At 59.2% G+C, this 20,569-nt stretch carries 25 protein-coding genes and 1 pseudogene; 13 read left to right on the top strand and 13 right to left on the bottom strand.

Features of this window, described 5'->3' with window-relative positions:
* Nucleotides 1-180 precede the first annotated feature (180 nt).
* The gene (locus tag ACP7BN_RS11965; RefSeq protein ID WP_426204284.1) at nt 181-708 is read left to right on the top strand and encodes a DUF3087 domain-containing protein; all 528 of its coding nucleotides are present in this window, start codon (nt 181-183) and stop codon (nt 706-708) included.
* Here ACP7BN_RS11965 and ACP7BN_RS11960 read toward each other — a convergent pair.
* From ACP7BN_RS11960 to ACP7BN_RS11950, 3 genes are all read right to left on the bottom strand, one after another.
* Entirely contained in the window at nt 705-1,091 is a 387-nt protein-coding gene (locus tag ACP7BN_RS11960) for a DUF2784 domain-containing protein (protein WP_420649661.1), read from the bottom strand. The two genes, ACP7BN_RS11965 and ACP7BN_RS11960, sit on opposite strands and share 4 nt — an antisense overlap.
* Before the next feature lie 144 nt (nt 1,092-1,235).
* Nucleotides 1,236-1,508, bottom strand: a complete 273-nt coding sequence (locus tag ACP7BN_RS11955; protein ID WP_420649662.1) for a hypothetical protein — start codon at nt 1,506-1,508, stop codon at nt 1,236-1,238.
* A 258-nt stretch (nt 1,509-1,766) separates the two neighbouring features.
* On the bottom strand, nt 1,767-2,444 hold the full coding sequence (locus ACP7BN_RS11950) for an SOS response-associated peptidase (RefSeq protein ID WP_426204281.1): 678 nt from the start codon (nt 2,442-2,444) through the stop codon (nt 1,767-1,769).
* A 219-nt stretch (nt 2,445-2,663) separates the two neighbouring features.
* Here ACP7BN_RS11950 and ACP7BN_RS11945 point away from each other — a divergent pair, with 219 nt between their 5' ends.
* Entirely contained in the window at nt 2,664-3,563 is a 900-nt protein-coding gene (locus tag ACP7BN_RS11945; protein ID WP_426204280.1) for a polysaccharide deacetylase family protein, read from the top strand.
* 110 nt (nt 3,564-3,673) lie between these two features.
* Nucleotides 3,674-3,916 carry a DUF1652 domain-containing protein gene (locus ACP7BN_RS11940; RefSeq protein WP_420649665.1) on the top strand — a complete coding sequence of 81 codons (243 nt, stop codon included), beginning with the start codon at nt 3,674-3,676 and terminating at the stop codon, nt 3,914-3,916.
* A 4-nt stretch (nt 3,917-3,920) separates the two neighbouring features.
* Here ACP7BN_RS11940 and ACP7BN_RS11935 read toward each other — a convergent pair whose 3' ends face one another.
* Nucleotides 3,921-4,283 carry an NUDIX hydrolase gene (locus ACP7BN_RS11935; protein ID WP_420649666.1) on the bottom strand — a complete coding sequence of 121 codons (363 nt, stop codon included), beginning with the start codon at nt 4,281-4,283 and terminating at the stop codon, nt 3,921-3,923.
* A 207-nt stretch (nt 4,284-4,490) separates the two neighbouring features.
* Nucleotides 4,491-4,730, bottom strand: coding sequence for a hypothetical protein (locus ACP7BN_RS11930; RefSeq protein ID WP_420649667.1), 240 nt, complete (start codon nt 4,728-4,730; stop codon nt 4,491-4,493).
* A gap of 177 nt (nt 4,731-4,907) precedes the next feature.
* Between ACP7BN_RS11930 and ACP7BN_RS11925 the strand changes: the two genes are divergently transcribed.
* Together ACP7BN_RS11925 and ACP7BN_RS11920 are read left to right on the top strand one after the other, a co-directional pair.
* A complete protein-coding gene (locus ACP7BN_RS11925) occupies nt 4,908-5,117 on the top strand; it encodes a hypothetical protein (RefSeq protein WP_420649668.1) in 210 nt (69 codons plus the stop codon).
* 73 nt (nt 5,118-5,190) lie between these two features.
* A complete protein-coding gene (locus tag ACP7BN_RS11920; protein ID WP_426204278.1) occupies nt 5,191-5,526 on the top strand; it encodes a hypothetical protein in 336 nt (111 codons plus the stop codon).
* Nucleotides 5,527-5,591: 65 nt separating this feature from the next.
* On the opposite strand, the gene ACP7BN_RS11915 is transcribed toward ACP7BN_RS11920, so the two are convergent.
* On the bottom strand, nt 5,592-6,140 hold the full coding sequence (locus ACP7BN_RS11915; protein WP_420649670.1) for an RrF2 family transcriptional regulator: 549 nt from the start codon (nt 6,138-6,140) through the stop codon (nt 5,592-5,594).
* Between the two features lie 258 nt (nt 6,141-6,398).
* On the opposite strand from ACP7BN_RS11915, the gene ACP7BN_RS11910 reads away from it, so the two are divergent.
* Complete coding sequence (locus tag ACP7BN_RS11910) at nt 6,399-7,604, top strand: NAD(P)/FAD-dependent oxidoreductase (RefSeq protein WP_426204276.1); 1,206 nt, start codon at nt 6,399-6,401, stop codon at nt 7,602-7,604.
* 55 nt (nt 7,605-7,659) lie between these two features.
* Here ACP7BN_RS11910 and ACP7BN_RS11905 read toward each other — a convergent pair whose 3' ends face one another.
* The 3 genes from ACP7BN_RS11905 to ACP7BN_RS11895 are packed head-to-tail and all read right to left on the bottom strand — an operon-like array spanning nt 7,660 to nt 8,940.
* Complete coding sequence (locus tag ACP7BN_RS11905; protein ID WP_426204274.1) at nt 7,660-7,938, bottom strand: Rho-binding antiterminator; 279 nt, start codon at nt 7,936-7,938, stop codon at nt 7,660-7,662.
* 4 nt (nt 7,939-7,942) lie between these two features.
* Complete coding sequence (locus ACP7BN_RS11900; protein WP_426204273.1) at nt 7,943-8,200, bottom strand: DUF2024 family protein; 258 nt, start codon at nt 8,198-8,200, stop codon at nt 7,943-7,945.
* A complete protein-coding gene (locus tag ACP7BN_RS11895; RefSeq protein WP_426204272.1) occupies nt 8,200-8,940 on the bottom strand; it encodes a hypothetical protein in 741 nt (246 codons plus the stop codon). The genes ACP7BN_RS11900 and ACP7BN_RS11895 overlap by 1 nt, the downstream gene beginning before the upstream one ends.
* Nucleotides 8,941-9,057: 117 nt before the next feature.
* Here ACP7BN_RS11895 and ACP7BN_RS11890 point away from each other — a divergent pair, with 117 nt between their 5' ends.
* Both ACP7BN_RS11890 and ACP7BN_RS11885 read left to right on the top strand, forming a co-directional pair.
* The gene (locus ACP7BN_RS11890) at nt 9,058-9,624 is read left to right on the top strand and encodes a MarR family winged helix-turn-helix transcriptional regulator (protein ID WP_426204517.1); all 567 of its coding nucleotides are present in this window, start codon (nt 9,058-9,060) and stop codon (nt 9,622-9,624) included.
* 191 nt (nt 9,625-9,815) lie between these two features.
* Nucleotides 9,816-9,956, top strand: a pseudogene (locus tag ACP7BN_RS11885) (MFS transporter); the annotation flags it as partial.
* Nucleotides 9,957-10,075: 119 nt separating this feature from the next.
* Here the strand turns inward: ACP7BN_RS11885 and ACP7BN_RS11880 are convergent.
* The 3 genes from ACP7BN_RS11880 to ACP7BN_RS11870 all read right to left on the bottom strand — a co-directional run bounded on the left by ACP7BN_RS11880 (nt 10,076) and on the right by ACP7BN_RS11870 (nt 12,348).
* Nucleotides 10,076-10,951, bottom strand: coding sequence for a LysR substrate-binding domain-containing protein (locus tag ACP7BN_RS11880; protein WP_426204271.1), 876 nt, complete (start codon nt 10,949-10,951; stop codon nt 10,076-10,078).
* Nucleotides 10,952-11,022: 71 nt separating this feature from the next.
* Nucleotides 11,023-11,151 (bottom strand): hypothetical protein, encoded by a 129-nt coding sequence (locus ACP7BN_RS11875; protein WP_426204269.1) that lies wholly within the window; start codon nt 11,149-11,151, stop codon nt 11,023-11,025.
* A gap of 18 nt (nt 11,152-11,169) precedes the next feature.
* Entirely contained in the window at nt 11,170-12,348 is a 1,179-nt protein-coding gene (locus ACP7BN_RS11870) for a hypothetical protein (protein WP_426204267.1), read from the bottom strand.
* Nucleotides 12,349-12,533: 185 nt separating this feature from the next.
* Between ACP7BN_RS11870 and ACP7BN_RS11865 the strand changes: the two genes are divergently transcribed.
* The 5 genes from ACP7BN_RS11865 to ACP7BN_RS11845 all read left to right on the top strand — a co-directional run bounded on the left by ACP7BN_RS11865 (nt 12,534) and on the right by ACP7BN_RS11845 (nt 19,288).
* Entirely contained in the window at nt 12,534-13,466 is a 933-nt protein-coding gene (locus tag ACP7BN_RS11865) for a LysR substrate-binding domain-containing protein (protein WP_426204266.1), read from the top strand.
* 106 nt (nt 13,467-13,572) lie between these two features.
* Nucleotides 13,573-14,997, top strand: a complete 1,425-nt coding sequence (gene aldA, locus ACP7BN_RS11860; RefSeq protein ID WP_426204516.1) for an aldehyde dehydrogenase — start codon at nt 13,573-13,575, stop codon at nt 14,995-14,997.
* An 82-nt stretch (nt 14,998-15,079) separates the two neighbouring features.
* The gene (locus ACP7BN_RS11855; RefSeq protein ID WP_426204262.1) at nt 15,080-16,414 is read left to right on the top strand and encodes an MFS transporter; all 1,335 of its coding nucleotides are present in this window, start codon (nt 15,080-15,082) and stop codon (nt 16,412-16,414) included.
* A gap of 1 nt (nt 16,415) precedes the next feature.
* Nucleotides 16,416-17,633, top strand: coding sequence for a mandelate racemase/muconate lactonizing enzyme family protein (locus ACP7BN_RS11850; protein WP_426204260.1), 1,218 nt, complete (start codon nt 16,416-16,418; stop codon nt 17,631-17,633).
* 41 nt (nt 17,634-17,674) lie between these two features.
* On the top strand, nt 17,675-19,288 hold the full coding sequence (locus ACP7BN_RS11845; RefSeq protein WP_426204258.1) for a GMC family oxidoreductase: 1,614 nt from the start codon (nt 17,675-17,677) through the stop codon (nt 19,286-19,288).
* 378 nt (nt 19,289-19,666) lie between these two features.
* Here ACP7BN_RS11845 and ACP7BN_RS11840 read toward each other — a convergent pair whose 3' ends face one another.
* A complete protein-coding gene (locus tag ACP7BN_RS11840; RefSeq protein WP_426204256.1) occupies nt 19,667-20,551 on the bottom strand; it encodes a LysR substrate-binding domain-containing protein in 885 nt (294 codons plus the stop codon).
* Between the last annotated feature and the right edge of the window lie 18 nt (nt 20,552-20,569).

Below are 20,569 nucleotides of genomic sequence, written 5' to 3'. Positions count from 1 at the left end.
CGTGGCCAATGGCATCCGAATAGTGTGTATCCATGAATGAAGATGGCACGATCTGCGCAGTACCGCCATGTCCCCGTTGGACATTGAAAAGATGAAAAGGAGCTCCAGCATAGCTAAATCCGCCTCAGAGGCGATAATGCGCCAGCCTCTTTTTATTTCAAGCCATGGAAGCCTGTCACGATGTTCGAGATTCAGCCGATCGATGCCATCACTTATCGCCAGCAAACCCGGCGCAGCACGCTGATCATTGCAGTGCTGTTCATGGTGCTGGCGATGGCGTTTTCCACGGCGGCGGTTGCGCTGTTCGGCGAGCCGGGCGGGGATAACCTGCGCTTCAATGTCGGCGGGGTGTTTGCGGCGTTTCTGCTAACCGCGGGTCTGTTGCGCGGACGCTTCTGGAACCAGACCTGGATGGCCCCGGCGGTTTATGGCTGGAGGCTCAAACGTAATTTGATGAGCGTGACCAATGTCATGCATCAAGTGACGGCAGCGGTAGAGAAGGGTGATCCGACCGCGATGAAAGTCCTGCGGTTCTACCATCTGGGGCTGACGCAGATGCATGAACTGGACGCCAACTCCAGCGATCACGCGCAGTTGCACCGCGAAGTGGGCGATCACAAGGTGCGGATGGAAGCGATGGGCCTTGATCCAGCACAGACCCGACTGGATCCGGCCTGGCTGGAAGCCTTGAAGGCGAAGTCGGTCTAGAACGGAATCCGCGCGGCGCGCCGCAGTTTCCAGCGGCGGATCAGGCGCCCGTAGACCAGAAGGTTGATCACCAGTACCACGCTCCCCAATGCCAGTTGAATCTGCGGGGTCAGCCCGGCGGGATAGATGATCGGCCACACGTAGTGCTCGATGAACCCGCCGGCGTATTCGGTTTGCCCGGCGGCGTGGCGCATCAGGTTTTCCCAGTAGGTCAGCGGGCAGGTCAGGTGCAACACCTCGACCGCTACACCCCAGGCAGCCGCTGGCAAATGCAGCCAGATCAGCTTCGGCCACTTCAGCACCAGCAGCCCGCCGAACAGTACAAACAGAATGAACAGCAAGTGGAACAGCACCAGCCCGTCGGCGGCAATTCGATAAAGCATGTCGTCTCCCTGACGCGAGTTTGAATGGTTGCAATGTTACTCGCCCGGTCGCCGCATGACTGGGGATTTTTTCTGTGGCTGACCCCGAGTCAGCAAACCGCTCGGCACAAAAAAGCCCTGCTTGTGCAGGGCTTCATTGTTGTATCAGAGACCGTCCAACTGCGTGAAATCGGGGTGCTCAGCCCGATAACCCAAGGTCTTGTCGATCCACGCATTCAGCTCGTTGACCATTACCGGCGGATGGCACGGATAGCTTTCGAGGGTAGTGCGCAGGATGCGGTCGATATCGGGCACGGCACTCAGGTTTCGGGTCTTGATGTAGTGGCGGATAAAACAGTCGAGTTGAAAGCGTTCTGTCGTCGACAGATGGACACACTCCAGGCCGCTGACCTGTTTGATTGCAAAATCGTCGCGCAACTTAGTTCTCTGCAAGGCTTGTACAAGTTGTAGGGAAATTTCCTTGTTTGTTGACTCTTTGGTCAACTGGTATGCCAAATGGAAATGCGGCGCGCATGCTATCCGTAGTGTTTGTAAATGTATGTATGACGATCGAAATGTCAGACGGGCGGTGCATTCAGTCAAACGGCTGTTTTGTTGATCCTGTTTCTTTACTGGAACAGCAGCTGTAACGCGCCTGAATCACCTGTCTGGAGAACGTCTGACGGCGGGTTTTATTTAGGCCACTTGCTCAATCAGATGTGGCCCTTGATTGCGCGTATTGCCAACCGCTTTGCTGACTTTGTACCACTCGAACGTCTCGCTCGGCTCGCTTTCGAACAGCAGCATTTGTTCGGCTCGTGGTGCGGGTGTCGCCGGATCGAGCCACTCGCGCGCGAGGTCGGCAGACAGCACAATTGGCCGCCGATCATGAATGTCGAGCATGCCGCCAGCGCTGTCAGCGGTGATGATCACGCAGCCGTCGTCTTCTCTTGGAGGCTCTCCCGGAGCAGGAAACTGGCCGATACCGGCGCAGAAAACCGGCTGCTGATCCGCCCGACGAATCAGCCACGGTTGCCGGCCATCGTCGGAATCGACCCATTCGAACCAATTGTCGACTGGCACAATCAGTCGCCGTTGCCAGATCGCCCGGAAGAACACGCCATGCGCGACTTTCTCCACCCGCGCGTTGATCGGCGCGGCGCGATCCCTGGCCCAGTGCGGACGCCAGCCCCAGCGCAAATTGTCGGCGTGCAATTGCTGTGCGTGTTGATGCAGCACTGCCAATTGCGTGGTGGGCGCAGCGTTATAGCGCGCCAGCGGCGCATCGCCGACATGGTTGATCAGCGCATCGGGAATGCTCAACACCGCCACAAAATCGTGAATGCCCCGGTACTGCGTGAGTCGTCCGCACATGGCCGAGCCTCTGGCAAAACTGCCTGAAGGTTTGAGCTTAGTTGGCGCTTTCAGTCCTTGCCGACGACGGTGTTGAGTGCCAATGAACGAGCGCCGCATTCAATCCCTGTGTAATCTTGTCCAACCTCAGCGCGCATCAACGGGCCGAGAGAGGCAGCAACGGCGAGGGAGTTTTGCCATTCGACAACATGACTGGAACGGTCGGACTCGAGGCAAACCATGACTCGCGGACTCAAACTTCTCTGTGCAGCCGCCATCGCATCCGGACTGGCCGGCTGCATCGCGGCACCGATCGAACTGACGGCGCCAACCGCAACCCGGCTCAAGACCCAGGCGCCGGTGCGCTTTGTGCTGACATTCGATGACGGCCCCAGTGCTTCGAGCCTGTTCAACCCGACGCTGACGGTGCTCGACAGTCTGAAAACCAATCCGGTGCAAGCGGACATCAAAGCAGTATTTTTCGTCCAGACACGTGCACCGCGCGCCGGCAACAGCGACATCGGTCGCGAAGTCATGCAGCGCGAACATGCTGAAGGGCACATTCTCGGTTTCCACACTGCGACCCACTGGCACACCAATCACCGTTCGCTGAATCCGCAGGCGCTGGAAGAGTCGCTGAGCAATGGCACTGCCGATATCGCGGCGATTACGGGTGCGCCACCGACGCTGCTGCGCCCGCCATTCTGGAATTACGACAAGCGCACCTTCGCCGCTTATCAGCGGCATGGGCTGCGTGTGTTGCTGACCGATGTCAGCGCGAATGACGGCAAAATCTGGGGTTTCAATGCCAGCCCACGGCGTCGGGCGAACATGCTTTTACAGCTGTCGCAAGTGCGCGAGCAGATTGCCAACGGCGAATTGCCGACGGTGGACGGGGCAATTCCGGTGGTGGTGACTTTCCATGATCTGAATCGCTACACCGCACGCCACACCCGCGAGTACCTGCAAATTCTGCTCGACAGCGCGGCGGCTACTGGTGTGCGTCTGGCCGTCAAGCCGTTCTACGATGATCACGCCGCGCTGGAAAAAGCCGCGCTGGCGCGTACGGTGCAGCAGAGTTCCGAGCCGATGCAACTGCCGGGCCTGTGGAACTGGATCTGGGACAGCGACAGTCGCTGAGAGATGTGAAGCGGTTGGCATTTTCCGTCGGGTACGGCAGCAGCGGGGCGACAAAAGCTCATCTATGCTCAATCGGTCAACCGCCCCCATCGCCTGCGAGGCGTCCACCCATGCTTGCCATCGCCGACATCTGCCGCATCGTCCAGTCCGGCTTTTCGCCGCTGAATTGCGACTGCACGGAAACCGCGCAGGGGCTGCTGCAAATCAAGGTTTATGAACCGGACAGCGGGCGGGTCGATTTGCTGCTCAATGGAGTGTCGCCGGAACACTTGGTCACCATTCGTGACATTTCCAACTTCATTGGTGAGTTGCGCACTGAAATGAGTGCCGGGCGCCGGGCGTTCGCCGGTTAGGACTTCAAAGCCTGCGCTGGAAGGCGCGCACGATGCGCAACGTGACTTCGCTGGTTTTCATGTTCTGTACTGCGTCCAGCGGATGCCAGACACAGTCGACAATTTCGTTCTGCGGGCGCATCTCGTCGATGTTCAGCACCGACGCCTCGTAGACGTGATGGCGTGTGTCGCTGCTGTGCACATCCATCAAGTACAGCACTTGCTCGGCGTTGAGTCCGGTTTCTTCCTGCAATTCACGGATGGCGGCTTGTGCGCAGGTTTCTCCAGGCTCGACTTTGCCTCCCGGCAAGGCCCAGCGACATCGGGGTTTGCGCACCAGGAGGATGTGCCGATCCTGTTCGCATATGACCGTGGCTCTCTGTTTCATTGGTTACCCGATTGCTTGTGCCATAAAACGGTCATGAAACTGCAACGTTCGAGCCGTGCGTGGACGCAGAGGTTCCTCAAGATTTCAGAGCGCTGATCAGGCTGAAAAGTGCCAGTCAGCTAACGTTGAGCATAGGGGCCTTTCGATTAAAAGTGCCTGCCATAAAAAAGCCCCGGCAGTCCGGGGCTCTGGCTGTGCGGTCGAGACTCAATGCACCTTGGTGCGGCTGATGGCGCGGGTCTTCACTTCCATGGCATACAGTTGCAAACGTTCCTCATCGCTCTGCAGTATTTCGCAGGATCTGAGCACCGCCTGAGCGTCCGCCTCGTTGCCGGACTTGCGCAACTGGTCAGCGATACGCTTGAGTTCCACCGCTGACCAGCGCAGATCCGATGCAACGCTTTGCAGGTCGCGTTGAAGTTCGTGTTCGTCTTGGTTGAGCCGCATGATCATCTCCAGAACATTCCCGGTAGAAAATACTAGTCGCATTTCCCGGGTTCGGCGCAAGACTCGTCCGTCAGCGCTGCTGAACAGGGATGATTTGCATGCCGCCGGTCGGGGCGAGTGGGCTGCAAGCGCGAATGGGTGTCGTATTGGAGTGACCGACTTGACGAGGCAGCGCCCATGACCACGACGGATGATTTCAGATTCCATGCCCACGAGTTGGTGATTGACATGGATGCAGCGACTACCGAGATGATGAAGCTGATCAGCGCGCATCAATTGAACGGCCCGGAATGGGAGCGCGTGACGCAGTGGCAGCACGACGCGCATGAGCGCTGGGTGACTTTTCTCAACGCAAGGGATGATGCAGGCCAAGTTTCCGAGGGTTAAAGACACTGTGTTCTGATGGATGTCCGATCCGTTACAAGGTACATTCGCGTTTTTTTCAGATGAAGGATTCACCATGCGGATGTTGATCGGGGGAATGCTGCTTGCAGCGTTGGCCGGTTGTTCGTTGCCAGCCTCCCTGGTTCCAGGCGAGCCGAACATTAGCAAAACCAGCGGCAAGGCTCCCAAGGAATACGCCGCATGCCTGTTGCCGTTGTGGCAAAAGGATGTCCCGAAGACCACGCAGATCGGCATTTCCAACGGCTATCGCATCAAGGCGCCGAGCATTATCACGGCTGACGAAATCCTGGATATCGTGAAGTACAAGGATGGCAGCCGGGTCTCGCTGTATCAGGGGCCGCCATGGGCCAAGTCGGCCTCGCTGCGCAAGGCGGTTCGTGATTGCCTGTAACCGCCATGCCGTAGACATTGAAAAAGCAGAAACCGGGTGAGCGGTTTCTGCTTTTTTTGTGCCTGTCAGTCGGAAACATCGGTCAACGGGATACTGCCACCGCCGATTTTCTTCTCGCGTCGATCCTGAATCCAGTCTTCTACCTGACCGTTGAATTCCGGCGGCGCTTTGCGCCCGACCTTGCGCGCGATGTCGAGAATGGTTTGCTGAGCCAGCGCTTCTTCCATGCGTTTTTGCGCGGTCATCATTGCCGCGTGAATCGAGCAAGTGCCGTCCAGCGCCCATTCCGGCGGCGAGCCATCGAACAACGCGCAGCGCCCGCGTATGTCGCGGCACTCGAAAATATTCTTGCGCCCATCGATAGCATTGACGATATCGAGCAGGGTGATTTCATCTGCCGGCCGCGCCAGTGAAAACCCGCCCTTGATGCCGCCAGTGGCCAGCACCAGTTTGGCTTTCGCCAGTTTGGTGAAAATCTTCGCCAGATAATCCAGCGGCACGCCTTGCAGCTCGGCCAAGTCGCGCACGCTGGCTTCACGACTGTCACCGCCATTGCCCACCAGAAAGGTCAGGCAATGAATGCCGTATTCGACGCCTGCACTGTAAAGCGACATGGATATCTCCGACTGTAGTTGTCGCAGATGTTAGCAGGCTTGGCACGCGCGGACAATTGTCCCGCTGAGCGTCCTTGGTGGTTTTTTCGCTGTATCTATGAGGTTTTTCCGATTGGAGCAGGTTTTATAAGTCAGATGGTAAAGCCCGCTAGATATCGAGATATACGATCAAACCTATCGGATTATCTGACTTGTTGAAATTAACGGCGACCAATAGAATCGCCGTTAATTAACTCGGCGACTGGCTTGGAGATAACAATGAAGCAGCACATTCTGGTAATCGGTGCAGGTTTTGGTGGCATGTGGACTGCGCTCAGCGCGACACGTCTGGTCGACATTCACAATCGCGACAACATCCAGGTCAGCGTTCTGGCACCGCAGGCCGAGCTGCGCGTACGTCCACGTTTCTACGAGCCAAATGCGCATCACTTGGCTGCGCCGCTGGGCGAGCTGTTTGATGTGGTCGGCGTCAACTTCATCAAAGGCGCAGCCAACACCATCGACGTGCAGGCGAAAACCGTTGGCTACACCGATGCGGCGGGCGCTGAGCAAGTGGTGCATTTCGACAAACTGGTGCTGGCGTCCGGCAGTGGGCTGGCGCAATCGGACACTCCAGGTGTGACGCAGCATGCTTTCGACGTCGATCAGATCGAAGCGGCAATCCGTCTCGAAACTCATTTGAAAGCTCTGGCCACCCAGCCCGAGAGCCAGGCGCGCAACACCGTGGTGGTCGCTGGCGGTGGCTTCACCGGGATCGAAACGGCAACCGAAATGCCGGCGCGCCTGCGGGCCATCCTCGGTGAGCAAGCCGACATAAAAGTGATCATCGTTGATCGCGGGCAGAAAGTCGGCGCAGCGATGGGCGAAGCCATCAGCGTGTCGATTGCCCAGGCTTGCACCGAGCTGGGTGTTGAATGGCGACTGGGTGTGTCGGTGCAATCAATCGATGCCAACGGCGTGACGCTCTCGGACGGTCAGCACATTGACGCGAAAACCGTGATCTGGACCACCGGCGTGCGCGCCAGCTCGCTGACCGAGCAGATCCCGGCCGAGCGCGATCGCCAGGGTCGTCTGCACGTTGACGCCAACCTCAAAGTCATTGGCCAGGACGACATCTTCGCCACCGGCGACGTGGCTTACGCCGCCAGCGACGAGATCGGCAACTTCGCGCTGATGACCTGCCAGCACGCGATCTCTCTTGGTCGTCACGCCGGCAACAACGTCGCGGCGCAGATTCTCGGCGTTGACCCGACGCCTTACAGCCAGCCGAAGTACGTGACCTGTCTCGATCTGGGTGCGTGGGGCGCGGTGTACACCGAGGGTTGGGATCGTCAGGTGAAACTGGTCAAGGAGGAGGGCAAAGCGCTCAAGACCCAGATCAACACCCAGTGGATTTACCCGCCGGCAGCTGACCGTGTGAGTGCGCTGGCGGCTGCGGATCCGATGATTCCAGTGGTTGCATGAATCCATAGCCTCGAATGAAATCCCGACCGGTGTACGCCGGACGGGATTTTTTTGTTCAGACGCGGCAGACCGCTTCGGTGAAAGCAATCCGCGCGAACTGCGCATGCGCATTCTGCGGGGTGATCGCGAGTAACTGGTCGAGGCGAATGTCCTGCTGCACTCCGGCATGCTCGACCCGCATGAATTCCTCTTTTTCACGCGACGTGCGGGTAGTCAATGCCCGCGCCACCAGCCGCTGGCCGTCGATCAGCTCGATGCCCAGCTGATAGCCGCGCAGGCAGGCGATTTCCAGGTAGTCGTGCAGATCGCAGTTCAACGGCTGATAGCGGGTCATGGCGTTACTCCTCGAAACCTTGCAGGGTGATGATGAAATAGCCGTCCTCGCTGATCGCCTTGGCGACTTGTGGATTGGCCGGCTCGCTGTGGCAAAACAGGCACTGACTCTGGGAAATGTCTTCGTCCTGATAGCCCTTGCCGATCAGGAACTGCCGGGCGAAAGCCTTGGCCGCATCGGCTTCGCGATCGGTCAACACGTCGAAATGCAGGTAGCGGCCATCCTTGGTGCGCACGTGGGTATCGAACACTTTGACGAACATTATTGAGCCTCCTGCATTTTCCAGGTGCCCGGCAACGACAGGTCGCCCGAGGCTATGTCATACACGCTGCTTACACACAACAGCGGATTGTGCAGATCGGCATTGACCTTGAGTGCAGCGGTCACGCCGTCGTAGTTGAAACTCTTCGGAAACCCGACCGCCGCCAGTGGCACGCGGATTTGCGCGGCATCGTTTTTCACGCTCAGGTTGTATCCCGGCGAATCGATGTACAGCGGCGCACCGGGCCAAGTGGCGGGGAGCTTGGGTTTCGCATCCTTGGGAATGTCGCGCACTTTCAAGCCGCCGGGGCCGCAGCTTTCATCTTTGCTCAAGACCACCCAGTGCGAGTGCCAGAGGCCGCCGTCGTTGTCCTTTTTGCCGTCCTTGTTCTCGTCCAACTGCGGGGTGTCGTCAAAGTCCGGGTGCGACGTCAGCGCGAGGGCGAGGATGCCGGAACCTGCTTCAAAGCCGACTGCGCCACTGTCGAGGCTGGTCGGCCAGACGTAGCTGTAAACCTCGGCGCCGGCGAACGAACCCTTGGCGCTCGGCACGCGGCTGCCGGCCTTGCCATCGACCAGTTGCTCGAACACCAGCGTGCTGCCGTCGGTGAAAACACGGGTGTGCACCAGGTCGAACGCCGCGTCGGTCTTGCCGGTTGCACTGTGGATGCCTTGCGGCCCATGGGCCCAGGCCTGGGTGCTCAAGATTGTGCTGATGGTCAGCGCCAGTAGGGTTTTCATTGCGGCTCCTCGGTTGATTAGTTTGTTTCGAATCGACACCGCAATCCTAATCTTCAGCCGTTTTTTGTCAATAATGTTTTTATTCGATACTATTCATCGACCCCATTGAGCCAGGCAATAACCGTGTTATTTGATTTGCTGGAAAGATTATCGAGCCTGACCCGCGTGTGGTTCCGCGAACATCCGCTGCTGGCCGAGTTGCAACCGATTCAACTGAGTGCGCTGCTGTACCTGGCGCGCTGCAATCGCTATTCGAATACGCCGCTGGCAGTTACCGATTACCTCGGGTTGACCAAAGGCACGGTTTCGCAGTCGTTGAAGGCACTGGAACTCAAGGGCTTTGTGAACAAGGTTCCGGACTTGCGCGACAAACGCAGCGTGCACTTGGAATTGACCGCCACGGCACGCACGTTGATCGAAGCGGTCATGCCGCCGGATTTCCTGAGTAGCGCCGCCGAACGCATGGGCGCCAGCGCCGGTGATCTGGAGGGTCTGCTGCTGGAGTTGTTGCGCAATATTCAGCGAGGAGAAAATGTCCCGAGTTTCGGACTTTGCCGGACGTGCCGCTTTCACCAGACCTCGGCAACCGGCGCCGTGTGCGGCTTGACCGGTGAACCGCTGGTGGCCAGGGAGATAGACCTGATTTGCCGAGAGCATCGCTTGCCCCTGGAAACCCCCGGCTGAAACGGCTCCCGCATCGACGCCAAACGATCCCGCTCACTGAGCGGGATTTTTTTCGCCCGTGAAAAGGCTATGACTAAAAGTCATTGCCCCATGATTTTTAATGGTTACGGCCGGCGTCGCGCCCCGTGGGTCGTTTAGCGCGATCTGGACGTTCGGTTACGTCACGGGGATCGGGCTGAGCTCGACCCATGGCGATTCTGGCGCTGGGCGCGCTGCAGTCCTGGGCGCGGGCGCCGGAGAGCAAGTCGCTGACGTTGAGTCAGGCATGCAAGGCGCAGAGCCCGGTTGAGGTCAGTTCGATTGCGGTGACCAAGGCCGCCACCCCGGTCTGACTGTCCGCCCACAATCCCGTGTAGGAGCTGCCGCAGGCTGCGATCTTTTGATTTTGTTTTTATGATCAAAAGATCGCAGCCTGCGGCAGCTCCTACAGAGTTTGTGGGATTGTGGGGTTTCAGGGGTTGCTGACCAGGCTCAGCCACTCGGTAAAGAGGTTTACTTTCGATAAACCTTGCTTGTCATTCGCCACATCCAGCCAATATCCATATGGCCCGATTACCTCAATCGGGGTGATCGGCCGCAGGCTGCCGTTGGCCAGTTCCTTTTCGATCATCTGCCGATCAATCACCGCCAGACCACCCCCCGCCAATGCCGTGTGAATCACCTGATCCAACGTGCTGAATTCCAGCCCGCGACCGGCATCGATGTCGTCCCGGCCCATGGCTGCCAACCAGGTCTCCCAAACCTTTAAACGCTTGCCGTCGTGCAGGATATGCAGCAATGGGATCTGCCACAGATCCGGCGCTTGATCGCCGTTGAACAACTCCGGACTGGCGACCGCGATGTGCCGCTCCATCACCAACAAGCGGCTGACGCAATTCTGCGTCGCCGCGAGACCGAAGCGAATGTGGCAGTCGACTTCCGTGAGGCTGTCGTGGCCGATCTGGCTGGTGATACTCAGGTTGATGTCCGGGTAGCGCTGGCAGAATGCGCGCAAGTGCGGCGACAGCCAGCGCGTGGCCCAGGTCGGCGGGGCGAGCACCCGCAGGCGCTGGCGCAGATTGGGCACGCGCACCGCTTGCAGGGCGCGCTCGATATGGTCGAAGGCCTCGGCCAGATGCGGCGATAAGGCACTGCCGGATTCGGTCAGCGACAGGCCTTGCGGCGTGCGCACGAACAGCGCCACGCCGAGGTAGTCTTCGAGATGTTTAATCTGGCGGCTGACCGCGCCCTGGGTGACGTTCAGCCCGAGTGCGGCCTGACTGAAACTGCGATGCCGCGCGACTTCTTCGAACACGCGCAGGGTGTTGAGCGAGGGCAGTTGACGCATGGAGGCAGAACTCCGGGGCGGGTGGTTTATTGTTGTTTTGAGGTGGGCCTATCTGACTATTGATGGAGGTTTCAGGCAAGTGTCGTTTGGGCGGACGCCATCGCGGGCAAGCCCGCTCCCACAGGATTGAGGTCAGCCACAATATTTGTGACGACCTTGATACCTGTGGGAGCGGGCTTGCCCGCGATGACGAACGACATGACGCTAAAGATTCCCGATCAGAAGTAGTAACCAACATTCACATACATCTGATTTTCCCACTGATCCAGCCCACCGGCGCCCAGACTCTGGGTGTAGCTGCTACCACCAATATAAGGGTCGTTCTTGCCGATCAGCCATTCCGCCGCGACCCACAATTTACTCACCGAAAACGAGCTGCCGAGGATCATCCGCTCCGAGGTCTTGAAGCCGCTGGCGGATTTGTCGAAGGCGCTGTAGTTGGCGTAGAGCTTGACCCCGCTGATCTGGTCGAACAGGTATTTGCCGCCGACGTCATAGCTCAGATCCGCCACGTACAGGTTGCCGCGACTGGCCACGTTGTAAGTGCCGTCATAGCCGCCCAGCGTCACCAGTTCATCGCTGCCCGGATTGCGTGGCGACATCTGCTGGCGCGCCGCCTGCAACTGCACGCCCCATGGGCCGTTCTTGCCCAGATAGTGCACGGCCACGGCGTTGCGTCGACCGTCATTGTGGGTGTCTTTATTTTCGAGGCTTGAGGTCAGGCCGGAGATCCCGACTTCGGATTTCCACGGCCCCAGATCCAGAGCTTTGGCCACCCGCAGCACGACGGTGTTGCGTTCCTGATTGGCGCTGCCGTCGGCCACGTAACTGTCGGCTTCGGAGACGACGCTGGAGTAGGTCACGCCGTTGCTGGTGCCTTTGCCTTGCCAGGCCGGGCGCAGGTAATAACCGGCCTGGATATTCCAGTCGCCGTTTTGCTGGATGTACTTGGCGCCGACCTGTTGCACGTCTTCCAGCCCGATGACGTTGCCGAGGGTTTCGTAGAAAGTGCTGCCGAAGTACGGCTGCAAGCCGAACGGCACGGTGTTCAGGCCCACTTGCACCTGCTGGTCGGGATTGAACTTGTAGCCGGCCCACGCGAACTTGGCGAAGCGGATATCGCCGTAGTCCTTGGTGTACTGATAGGGGTAGGAGCGGCCGTAGAAGCGGTATTGCGCTTCACCGATCCAGGTGTCGGAGTTGTACTTGGCACTGAGGAACACCGTGTCCAGACCAAACTTCTGAATATCGCGGTCAGGGTCGACATCCCACCGGGCGCGAATGGCGCCGCCGAGGTCGAGATTGTCGGTGACTTGCACCGCCATGGCCGGGGCGGCAAAGCTGCAGAACAGAGCGATGGAGGTGCTGCGCAGACGCAAAGATGCTGGGAAGGGCATGGAGCGGCTCTCGATTGTTTTTATTAGAGATGCCGCGCAGTTTTGCCATCCGCCGGAGGTTGAACAAACGATAAAAACGCTGAGCAAACCTGCATCCAATGCATGTTACTCGCAAAGTCCTGTAGGACAATTCGCCAAAGTCGTGGGATGCTTTGCGCCTTGTCAGTGGTTTTCGAGTGCCTTGTATGAAACGCAAAATGCCCGGCCTGAATGCGCTCAAAGCGTTCGAAGTGGCCGGCAGCACCGGCAGCTTCACCCGCGCCGCCGAGTTGCTTAACGTGACCCAGAGCGCGGTCAGTCGCCAGGTGCGCCAGCTCGAGGAGCAGCTCGGCGAGAGCCTGCTCGAACGCCGGCATCACCATCTGGAATTGACCGGCGCCGGCAAGATTCTTTTGCGGGCATTGCACCAGTCATTCGACAAGATCGAGCTGACGGTGCGCAGTATCCAGCAGAAAACCCACGCCAATCGCCTGCACATCAACGCGCCGCCGACCTTCACCAGCCGCTGGTTGATGCCGCGTCTGGGGCGCTTGCGCGAGCAGCATCCGGAACTTGAATTGAGCATCACCACGCGTTTGCAGGACAGCCTTGCCGAAACCAGCACGCTGGATTGCGCGATCCGTTTTGGCGATGGCGAGTGGGACGGCCTCGACAGTTCACTGCTGATTCAGGAACGGCACATCGCCGTGTGCGCGCCGACCCTGTATGCGCGCGAGGGCGGCGAGCAGGGCATCGATCTCAATCGCCTGACGCTGCTGCATGTGCTGGCTAAAGAGGATCAGCGCTACCTGACCTGGAAACACTGGCTGCACGCCGCGCGGATCAACGGCATCGATACCGAAGGCGGTTACGAGTTCGATCTGCTCGATCTGGCGATCCAGGCGGCCATCGACGGTCTCGGCATCAGCATTGCCGACTGGCACATGGTCGCGCCGGAACTGGCCAGCGGGCAGTTGACCCAAGTGCTCAATGTGCATGTGGAAGGGCACCAGTCCTACTGGCTGGTAACCCGGCCGGAGCAGACACAAATGCCGCAATTAGTGGCATTCAGTCAGTGGTTACAGGAAGAAATCTGGCTGGCGCAGCGCCAGCTTGAGCCTTCGACGGCGATTTTTTGAGTAACCTGCATTTTTCGCATGTTTCGCCGCCGGATAAATCGTTTGTTCAACGTCGGCGGGATGACAAGACTGGCCCCATCGATAAAAACAACGATGGGCGATGCACATGCGAGTCGAGCGAAATTTTGTAAACGGCCACTTTGTCGAGCCAGCCAGCGCGGCGCAGATTGCGGTCTATAACCCGGCCACCGAAGCGTTGCTTGGCCAGGTTTCAGCCGCTACTGCCGAAGAAGCCACCGCAGCCGTGGATGCCGCAGCAGCAGCGCAAAAAGTCTGGGGCAAACTCACCAGCATCGAACGCGCCGAACACCTGCGTGCTTTCGCTACCGCACTGGAAGACTGCGCCGAAGCCATCGGCACCGCGTTGGCCGCCGAGTCCGGCAAGAGCGTGGCCGATGCCAGCAATGAAGCCCGCTATGCCGCACAGATCACCCGCTACCACGCCGAGTGGGCGCGGCGTATCGAAGGCGAGATCATTCCCAGCGACAGCCCTGATGAAAACCTGTTCCTGCATCGCGAGCCGATTGGCGTGGTCGCGTGCCTGATTCCGTTCAACTATCCGGTTTACACCCTGCTGCGCAAAATCGCCCCGGCGCTGATTGCCGGCAACACGGTGGTGGTACGCCCGAGCAACAACACCCCGACTTCGGCGTTCGAGATCGCCAAAGCCGTGCAGCAATCGGGCATGCCCGCCGGTGTCATCAACATCCTGGCGATGGATCACGCCACCGCCGCTGCGGTGTGCACGCACAAGGCTGTGGGTCTGATCACCTTGACTGGCAGCGTGAATGCCGGGCGCATCGTCCTCGATTACTGTAAGGCCAACATCGCCAAGCCGTCGCTGGAACTGGGCGGCAAGACCCCGGCGATCATCGAAGCCGATGCCGATCTGGAAGCGGCCGCGTCAGCGATTGTCGCCTCCAAGACCACTCACTGCGGCCAATTGTGCACGGCAGTCGAGCGGGTCTACGTGCAGGAAAGCGTCCACGACCAATTCCTCGCGTTGCTCAAAGCGAAGATCGCCGCTGTGAAGTTTGGCGACCGCGCGACTGACGCCAGTCTGATGGGGCCGCTGGTCAACGCCAGTTCGCAACAGAACATCCACGCGATGGTCGAGCGTGCTGTCGCCGACGGCGCCGTACTCGAAACCGGTGGCGTGCTGCCCGCAGGGCCGGGGCATTTCTACCCGCCAACGCTGCTCAGCGGTTGCCGGCAGGACATGGAAATCATTCAGGAAGAAATCTTCGGCCCGGTGTTGCCGGTGCTCAAGTACCGCGACATCGACGAAGCGCTGGCCATGGCCAACGACCACCAGTTTGGTTTGGCGTCGGTGCTGTACACCGAGAATTACCGCACCGCACACAAAGTCGCCAACGCCATTGAAGCCGGCGAGTTGTATGTCAATCGCACGCCGGCTGATCCGTATCAGGGCTACCACGCCGGGTGGAAACGCTCGGGCCTGGGCGGCGATGACGGCAAGCACGGCATGCTCGAATTCACCCAGACCCGTCTGGTGGTGATGAAGTACTGATCCATCGCACCACGCCTCACGCTGCACCTATAAAAACAATTATCAGGGGCGTCCGGAGCACCGGTCGCCCGAGGTCACTTCAATGTCCAAGCATGCATCCTCTGCTGCCGCTGTTCAGGGTTCCACTTCGGCTGTGAACAGCCACAGCGACAAGGGAAGTCGCTATCTGCAATTGACCCTGCTGGTGCTGGCCGCCGGCGCGATCTATCCGATTCTGTATCTGCGCCAGGTCTATCAAACCACCATGCTCGAGGTGTTCCAGATCAGCCACAGCGAACTGGGCTATCTGTACTCGATGCTCGGCACGATCTTCCTGCTCAGCTACTTGCCCAGCGGTTGGCTGGCCGACCGGATCGCCCCGCGTTTTCTGATTTTCTTTTCGCTGGTCGCCACCGGTGCGCTGGGCCTTTGGTACTCCACCGCGCCGTCGATGACCGGGCTGATGATCATCTTCGGTTGCTGGGGCCTGACCACCGGCCTGACCTTTTGGGCCTCGGTGCTCAAGCGCGTGAAGATGATTGCGCATCACACCGAACAGGGGCGGTTCTTCGGCATTCTCGATGGCGGTCGTGGCCTGGTCGAGGCGCTGCTGGCGACGGTTGCGCTGGGGCTGTTCGCCTACGCCACCGAAACCAACGGTGAGTCCACCGCGCAAGGTTTCAAACATGTGATCTACCTCTACGCCTTCACCTGTATCGCGCTCGGTTGTGTGCTGGTGCTGATCAAGGATCCGAAGTCGATGGAAGACACAGCGGCGGTGGAGAAGGGCAAGTTCAATTTGCTAAGTGACCTGGCGACGCTGGTGAAGATTCCTGAACTGTGGCTGGTCACCGCCATTGTGTTCTGCGGTTATCACATCTTCTGGGCGACCTACAGCTTCTCCGATTACCTGCAAGGCAACGGCATGACCGCCGTGATGGCGGGCACCATCACCACCATCAAGTTGTGGATGCGTCCGGTGGGTGGTATCGGCGGCGGCTGGCTGGGCGACAAATTCTCGAACATCTCGGTGCTGATCGTGGCGCTGTTGCTGGCGACGCTGGCGATGTTCGGTCTGATCGTGTTCCCGGCCATCAACAGCATCGGTCTGCTGATCGCCACGGTGATTTTCATCGGCCTGATGACCTACGCCATTCGTGGCCTGTACTGGGCGATCCTCGATACCTGCAACATTCCGCTGCGCATTACCGGGCTGGCGATCGGCATCGTGTCGGTGGTCGGTTATCTGCCGGACACGTTTATTCCGCTGATCAACGGCTACCTCACCGAGCAATATCCCGGTGCCTTCGGCTACCAGCTGTATTTCGGCTACATCGCCTGCGTCGGCCTGATCGGCACACTCGCCGCGCTGACCCTGCGCGCTCGCATCAACAAAAGATCCTCGATCAAAACCTCTTCGAACAAGACAGGTGCCTGAGATGAAAATCGTCGCCCTTGAAACCCACATTGTTGCCGTACCGCCACCGCACATTGGCGGCATGTACTGGCTGTTCGTCAAGCTCAAGACTGACTGCGGCATCGAAGGCGTCGGCGAGATCTACGCAGCGACCTTCGGCCCGAAAGCCATGCTGCCGATCATCGAAGACGTGTTCGAGCGGCACTTGCTCGATCAGGACCCGCACCACATCGAGCGCTTCTTCCGCCAGGCCTATTCGAGCGGCTTCACCCAGCGTCCTGACCTGACCATGATGGGCGTGGTCAGCGGCCTGGAAATGGCTTGCTGGGACATCATCGGCAAAGCGGCGAACAAGCCGGTTTATGAGTTGCTCGGCGGCAAGGTCAACGAACGCCTGCGTTCCTACACCTACCTGTACCCGGTCAACAGCCGTGGCGAATACGACTACGACGATGGCGATCTGGCCGCCGAGTGCGCGGTCGAGAACATGAACAAAGGCTTCACCGCGCTGAAGTTTGACCCGGCCGGGCCGTACACCGCGTATTCCGGTCACCAGCTCTCGCTGGAAGTGCTGGAGCGCTGCGAAACCTTCTGCCGCAAGATTCGCGAAGCGGTCGGCAACAAGTGCGATCTGTTGTTCGGCACCCACGGGCAAATGGTGCCGTCCTCGGCAATTCGTCTGGCCAAGCGGTTGGAAAAGTACGACCCGCTGTGGTTCGAAGAACCGGTGCCGCCAGGCCAGGAAGAGGCGATGGCGCAGGTCGCGGCCAAGACCAGCATCCCGATTGCCACCGGTGAGCGCCTGACCACCAAGTACGAATTCTTCAAGCTGTTGCAGGCCGGCGGCGCGTCGATTTTGCAGATGAACGTCGCACGCTGTGGCGGACTGCTCGAAGCGAAGAAGATCGCCAGCATGGCCGAAGCCTATTACGCGCAAATCGCCCCGCATTTGTACAACGGGCCGATTGGCGCGGCAGCGAGTTTCCAGCTTGCCACCTGCACGCCGAATTTCCTGATTCAGGAAAGCATCGAGACCTGGGGCGGGTTCCATGCCGAGATCCTCAAGAAGCCGTTGCAGTGGGAGGACGGGTACATCATTCCATCGACCGAGCCGGGCCTTGGCGTCGAGCTGAACATGGACGTGGTGCGCAAGCATTCGCCGTACACCGGCACGCGCCTGCACCTGCAAATGGCGCCGACCCCGGTGGACGTCAAAGACACATCGCCAGCCAAGGGCTGACAGCGGTTTTTTTTGTACAACGACTTACGCGGTAACCGTGCATGACATACGACTACATCATCGCTGGCGCAGGCGCCGCTGGCTGCGTGCTCGCCAATCGCCTGTCGGCCTCGGGCAAGCACTCGGTGCTGCTGCTGGAAGCGGGCGGCAAGGACAGTTCCCTGTGGTTCAAGATCCCGGTTGGCTTCGCCAAAATGTATTACAACCCGACCTTCAACTGGATGTACTACAGCCAGCCACAAAAGCAGTTGGGCAACCGCGAAATCTACGCGCCGCGCGGCAAAGTGCAGGGTGGTTCCGGCTCGATCAACGCGATGATCTACGTGCGTGGTCAGGCCCATGACTTCGACGATTGGGCGGCCAATGGCAACGACGGCTGGGGCTTCAAGGACGTGTTGCCGTACTTTCGCAAACTGGAAAACCACCCGCTGGGTGACAGCGAATACCACGGCGGCAGCGGCCCGATCAGCATCACCCCGATGGCCGGCCAGACCCATCCGATCTGCGACGTGTTTCTCAAGGGGTGTGACGAACTCGGCTACCCGCGCAGCAACGACTTCAACGGGCCGAAATTCGAGGGCGCGGGCCTCTACGACGTCAACACCAAAAACGGTCAGCGCTGCTCCAGCAGTTTTGCGCACCTGCATCCGGCGCTGAACCGGGCGAATCTGACCGTCGAGCATTACGCGCTGGTGGATCGAGTGCTGTTCGATGAAGCGCAGCAGCGCGCGACCGGTATTTCCATCACTCAGCATGGCGTAGTTCGCACCTTTACCGCGCGCAAAGAAGTGATCTTGTGCGCGGGAGCGGTCGATACGCCGAAAATCCTGCAATTGTCCGGCGTGGCTGATCGCGATTTGTTGGCCAAGCATCAGATTCCGCTGGTCAAGCATCTGCCGGCGGTGGGCCAGAACCTGCAGGATCACCTGTGCGCCAGCTATTACTACAAGGCGAATATTCCGACCCTGAACGATGAGCTCAGCTCACTGTTCGGCCAGTTCAAACTCGGCGTCAAATACCTGCTGACGCGTAAGGGCGCGCTGGCGATGAGCGTCAATCAGGCTGGTGGTTTCTTCCGTGGCGATGCGCAGCAGAGCCATCCGAACCTGCAACTTTATTTCAACCCGCTGTCGTATCAGATTCCGAAAAACAACAAGGCCAGCCTCAAGCCCGAGCCGTATTCAGGCTTCCTGCTGTGCTTCAACCCGTGCCGTCCGACCAGTCGCGGGCACATCGAGATTGCTTCGAAAAATCCACGCGACGCGGCGCTGATCGATCCGAACTACCTGAGCACGCAAAAGGACATTGACGAGGTGATTCAGGGCAGCCGGTTGATGCGCAAAATCATGGGGGCGCCGGCCCTCAAAAGCATTACCGTTGACGAGGTGTTGCCTGGCCCGGCAGTCGAGACCGATGAGCAAATGCTCCAGTATTTTCGCGACAACTGCGGCTCGATCTATCACCTGTGTGGTTCGTGCGTGATGGGCGCGGATGAACAGACTTCGGTGGTCGACAAACGCCTCAAGGTGCATGGGCTGGACGGGCTGCGGATTGTCGACGCCTCGATCTTCCCCAACGTGACCTCCGGCAATACCCATGCGGCGGTGCTGATGGTGGCGGAGAAGGGCGCTGATCTGATTTTGCAGGATGCATAAGCTGTTTCTGAGTTAAGGCTTCTGGCCCCATCGCTGGCAAGCCAGCTCCCACAGGGTTCTGTGTGTATGCAGAGCCTGTTGCATGCCAGCACCCAAGTTTCTGGATGTATGCAGGACCTGTTGCAGGCCAGTACCCAGATTTCTGGATGTATGCAGAACCTGTTGCAGGCCAGTACCCAGATTTCTGGTTGTAAGCAGAACCTGTTGCAGGCCAGTACCCAGATTTCTGGATGTATGCAGCACCTGTTGCAGGCCAGCACCCAGATTTCTGGATGTATGCAGAACCTGTTGCAGGCCAGTACCCAGATTTCTGGGTGTAAGCAGAACCTGTGGGAGCTGGCTTGCCAGCGATGGCGGCCAGACTGGCGATAGAGGAATTCAGAGCGTACGCATCAACCAATCCCGAAACGCCTTCAGCGACGGCAACGACTCATTGCGCGCCGGGTACACCAGGTAATAGCTGCGCCGACTGACAATCGCCTCACCCAGTTGCAGCAGTTCACCATTCGCCAACTCGTCCTCCACCAAAATCCGCGGCACCAGCCCGATCCCGATATTCGCCCGCACCGCTTGAATCAAGTGCGACGTCATCTCAAAACTCGGGCCGATGCGCATGCTGCGATGCGGCAGTTGGTGCTGGCTGAACCACTCGGCCCAGGCCTGCGCGTTGCTGCTGACATTCAGCAGCAGTTGCCCGGCGATTTGCTTTTCGGCCACGCATCGTTCGTCCGCAGACAACTGCGCACTGGCGATCACCACCAGTTCTTCAGTGTGCAGTCGATGCGCCGTCAACCCCGGCCAGTCACCGCCACCCACGCAAATCGCCGCATCGATTTCGCTGGTATCAAAGTCGATCGCCTCAATGCGCGAGTGCAGATGCACGGTCATGCCGGGGTGTGCGGTGTAGAAATCCTTGAGTCGCGGCAGCAGCCATTTCGAACCAAACGTCGGCAACGTCGCCAGCCGCAAGCTGTGGATCCCGGAACCAAACGCCATCGCCTGCAACGTCGCGCTGCGAATCTGCCCGAGCGCTTCGGCGAGTTCGCGCTGATACATGCGCCCGACGTCGGTGAGAATCACCCGCCGGCCCTCGCGGCTGAACAGGCGCATGCCGAGCATCTTCTCCAGGATTTGCACCTGACGGCTGACTGCGCTCTGGGTCAGCGACAGCTCGTGGGCGGCGCGGGTGTAGCTTTCGTGGCGTGCAGCCGCTTCAAAAGCCAGCAGCAGCGACATCGAGGGCGTGAGCGTTCGCGGATTCATTCGTTTTAGTCATCAATA

Origin of the sequence: Pseudomonas sp. TWP3-1 (assembly GCF_049896625.1) — a bacterium.
Classification (GTDB): Bacteria; Pseudomonadota; Gammaproteobacteria; order Pseudomonadales; family Pseudomonadaceae; genus Aquipseudomonas.
Note: the sequence above shows the minus strand (reverse complement) of the source record. Positions and strands in the feature narration are given on the sequence as shown.

Excerpts from the sequence above, each read along its gene's own strand:
- ACP7BN_RS11935 (WP_420649666.1), bottom strand. The coding sequence starts at position 4,283 with ATGAAACAGAGAGCCACGGTCATATGCGAACAGGATCGGCACATCCTC.
- ACP7BN_RS11920 (WP_426204278.1), top strand. The coding sequence starts at position 5,191 with ATGCGGATGTTGATCGGGGGAATGCTGCTTGCAGCGTTGGCCGGTTGT.
- aldA (WP_426204516.1), top strand. The coding sequence starts at position 13,573 with ATGCGAGTCGAGCGAAATTTTGTAAACGGCCACTTTGTCGAGCCAGCC.
- ACP7BN_RS11900 (WP_426204273.1), bottom strand. The coding sequence starts at position 8,200 with ATGTTCGTCAAAGTGTTCGATACCCACGTGCGCACCAAGGATGGCCGC.
- ACP7BN_RS11960 (WP_420649661.1), bottom strand. The coding sequence starts at position 1,091 with ATGCTTTATCGAATTGCCGCCGACGGGCTGGTGCTGTTCCACTTGCTG.
- ACP7BN_RS11910 (WP_426204276.1), top strand. The coding sequence starts at position 6,399 with ATGAAGCAGCACATTCTGGTAATCGGTGCAGGTTTTGGTGGCATGTGG.
- ACP7BN_RS11965 (WP_426204284.1), top strand. The coding sequence starts at position 181 with ATGTTCGAGATTCAGCCGATCGATGCCATCACTTATCGCCAGCAAACC.
- ACP7BN_RS11945 (WP_426204280.1), top strand. The coding sequence starts at position 2,664 with ATGACTCGCGGACTCAAACTTCTCTGTGCAGCCGCCATCGCATCCGGA.
- ACP7BN_RS11845 (WP_426204258.1), top strand. The coding sequence starts at position 17,675 with ATGACATACGACTACATCATCGCTGGCGCAGGCGCCGCTGGCTGCGTG.
- ACP7BN_RS11875 (WP_426204269.1), bottom strand. The coding sequence starts at position 11,151 with ATGTCGTTCGTCATCGCGGGCAAGCCCGCTCCCACAGGTATCAAGGTC.
- ACP7BN_RS11865 (WP_426204266.1), top strand. The coding sequence starts at position 12,534 with ATGAAACGCAAAATGCCCGGCCTGAATGCGCTCAAAGCGTTCGAAGTG.
- ACP7BN_RS11940 (WP_420649665.1), top strand. The coding sequence starts at position 3,674 with ATGCTTGCCATCGCCGACATCTGCCGCATCGTCCAGTCCGGCTTTTCG.
- ACP7BN_RS11880 (WP_426204271.1), bottom strand. The coding sequence starts at position 10,951 with ATGCGTCAACTGCCCTCGCTCAACACCCTGCGCGTGTTCGAAGAAGTC.
- ACP7BN_RS11915 (WP_420649670.1), bottom strand. The coding sequence starts at position 6,140 with ATGTCGCTTTACAGTGCAGGCGTCGAATACGGCATTCATTGCCTGACC.
- ACP7BN_RS11925 (WP_420649668.1), top strand. The coding sequence starts at position 4,908 with ATGACCACGACGGATGATTTCAGATTCCATGCCCACGAGTTGGTGATT.
- ACP7BN_RS11840 (WP_426204256.1), bottom strand. The coding sequence starts at position 20,551 with ATGAATCCGCGAACGCTCACGCCCTCGATGTCGCTGCTGCTGGCTTTT.
- ACP7BN_RS11930 (WP_420649667.1), bottom strand. The coding sequence starts at position 4,730 with ATGCGGCTCAACCAAGACGAACACGAACTTCAACGCGACCTGCAAAGC.
- ACP7BN_RS11950 (WP_426204281.1), bottom strand. The coding sequence starts at position 2,444 with ATGTGCGGACGACTCACGCAGTACCGGGGCATTCACGATTTTGTGGCG.
- ACP7BN_RS11855 (WP_426204262.1), top strand. The coding sequence starts at position 15,080 with ATGTCCAAGCATGCATCCTCTGCTGCCGCTGTTCAGGGTTCCACTTCG.
- ACP7BN_RS11870 (WP_426204267.1), bottom strand. The coding sequence starts at position 12,348 with ATGCCCTTCCCAGCATCTTTGCGTCTGCGCAGCACCTCCATCGCTCTG.
- ACP7BN_RS11895 (WP_426204272.1), bottom strand. The coding sequence starts at position 8,940 with ATGAAAACCCTACTGGCGCTGACCATCAGCACAATCTTGAGCACCCAG.
- ACP7BN_RS11850 (WP_426204260.1), top strand. The coding sequence starts at position 16,416 with ATGAAAATCGTCGCCCTTGAAACCCACATTGTTGCCGTACCGCCACCG.
- ACP7BN_RS11905 (WP_426204274.1), bottom strand. The coding sequence starts at position 7,938 with ATGACCCGCTATCAGCCGTTGAACTGCGATCTGCACGACTACCTGGAA.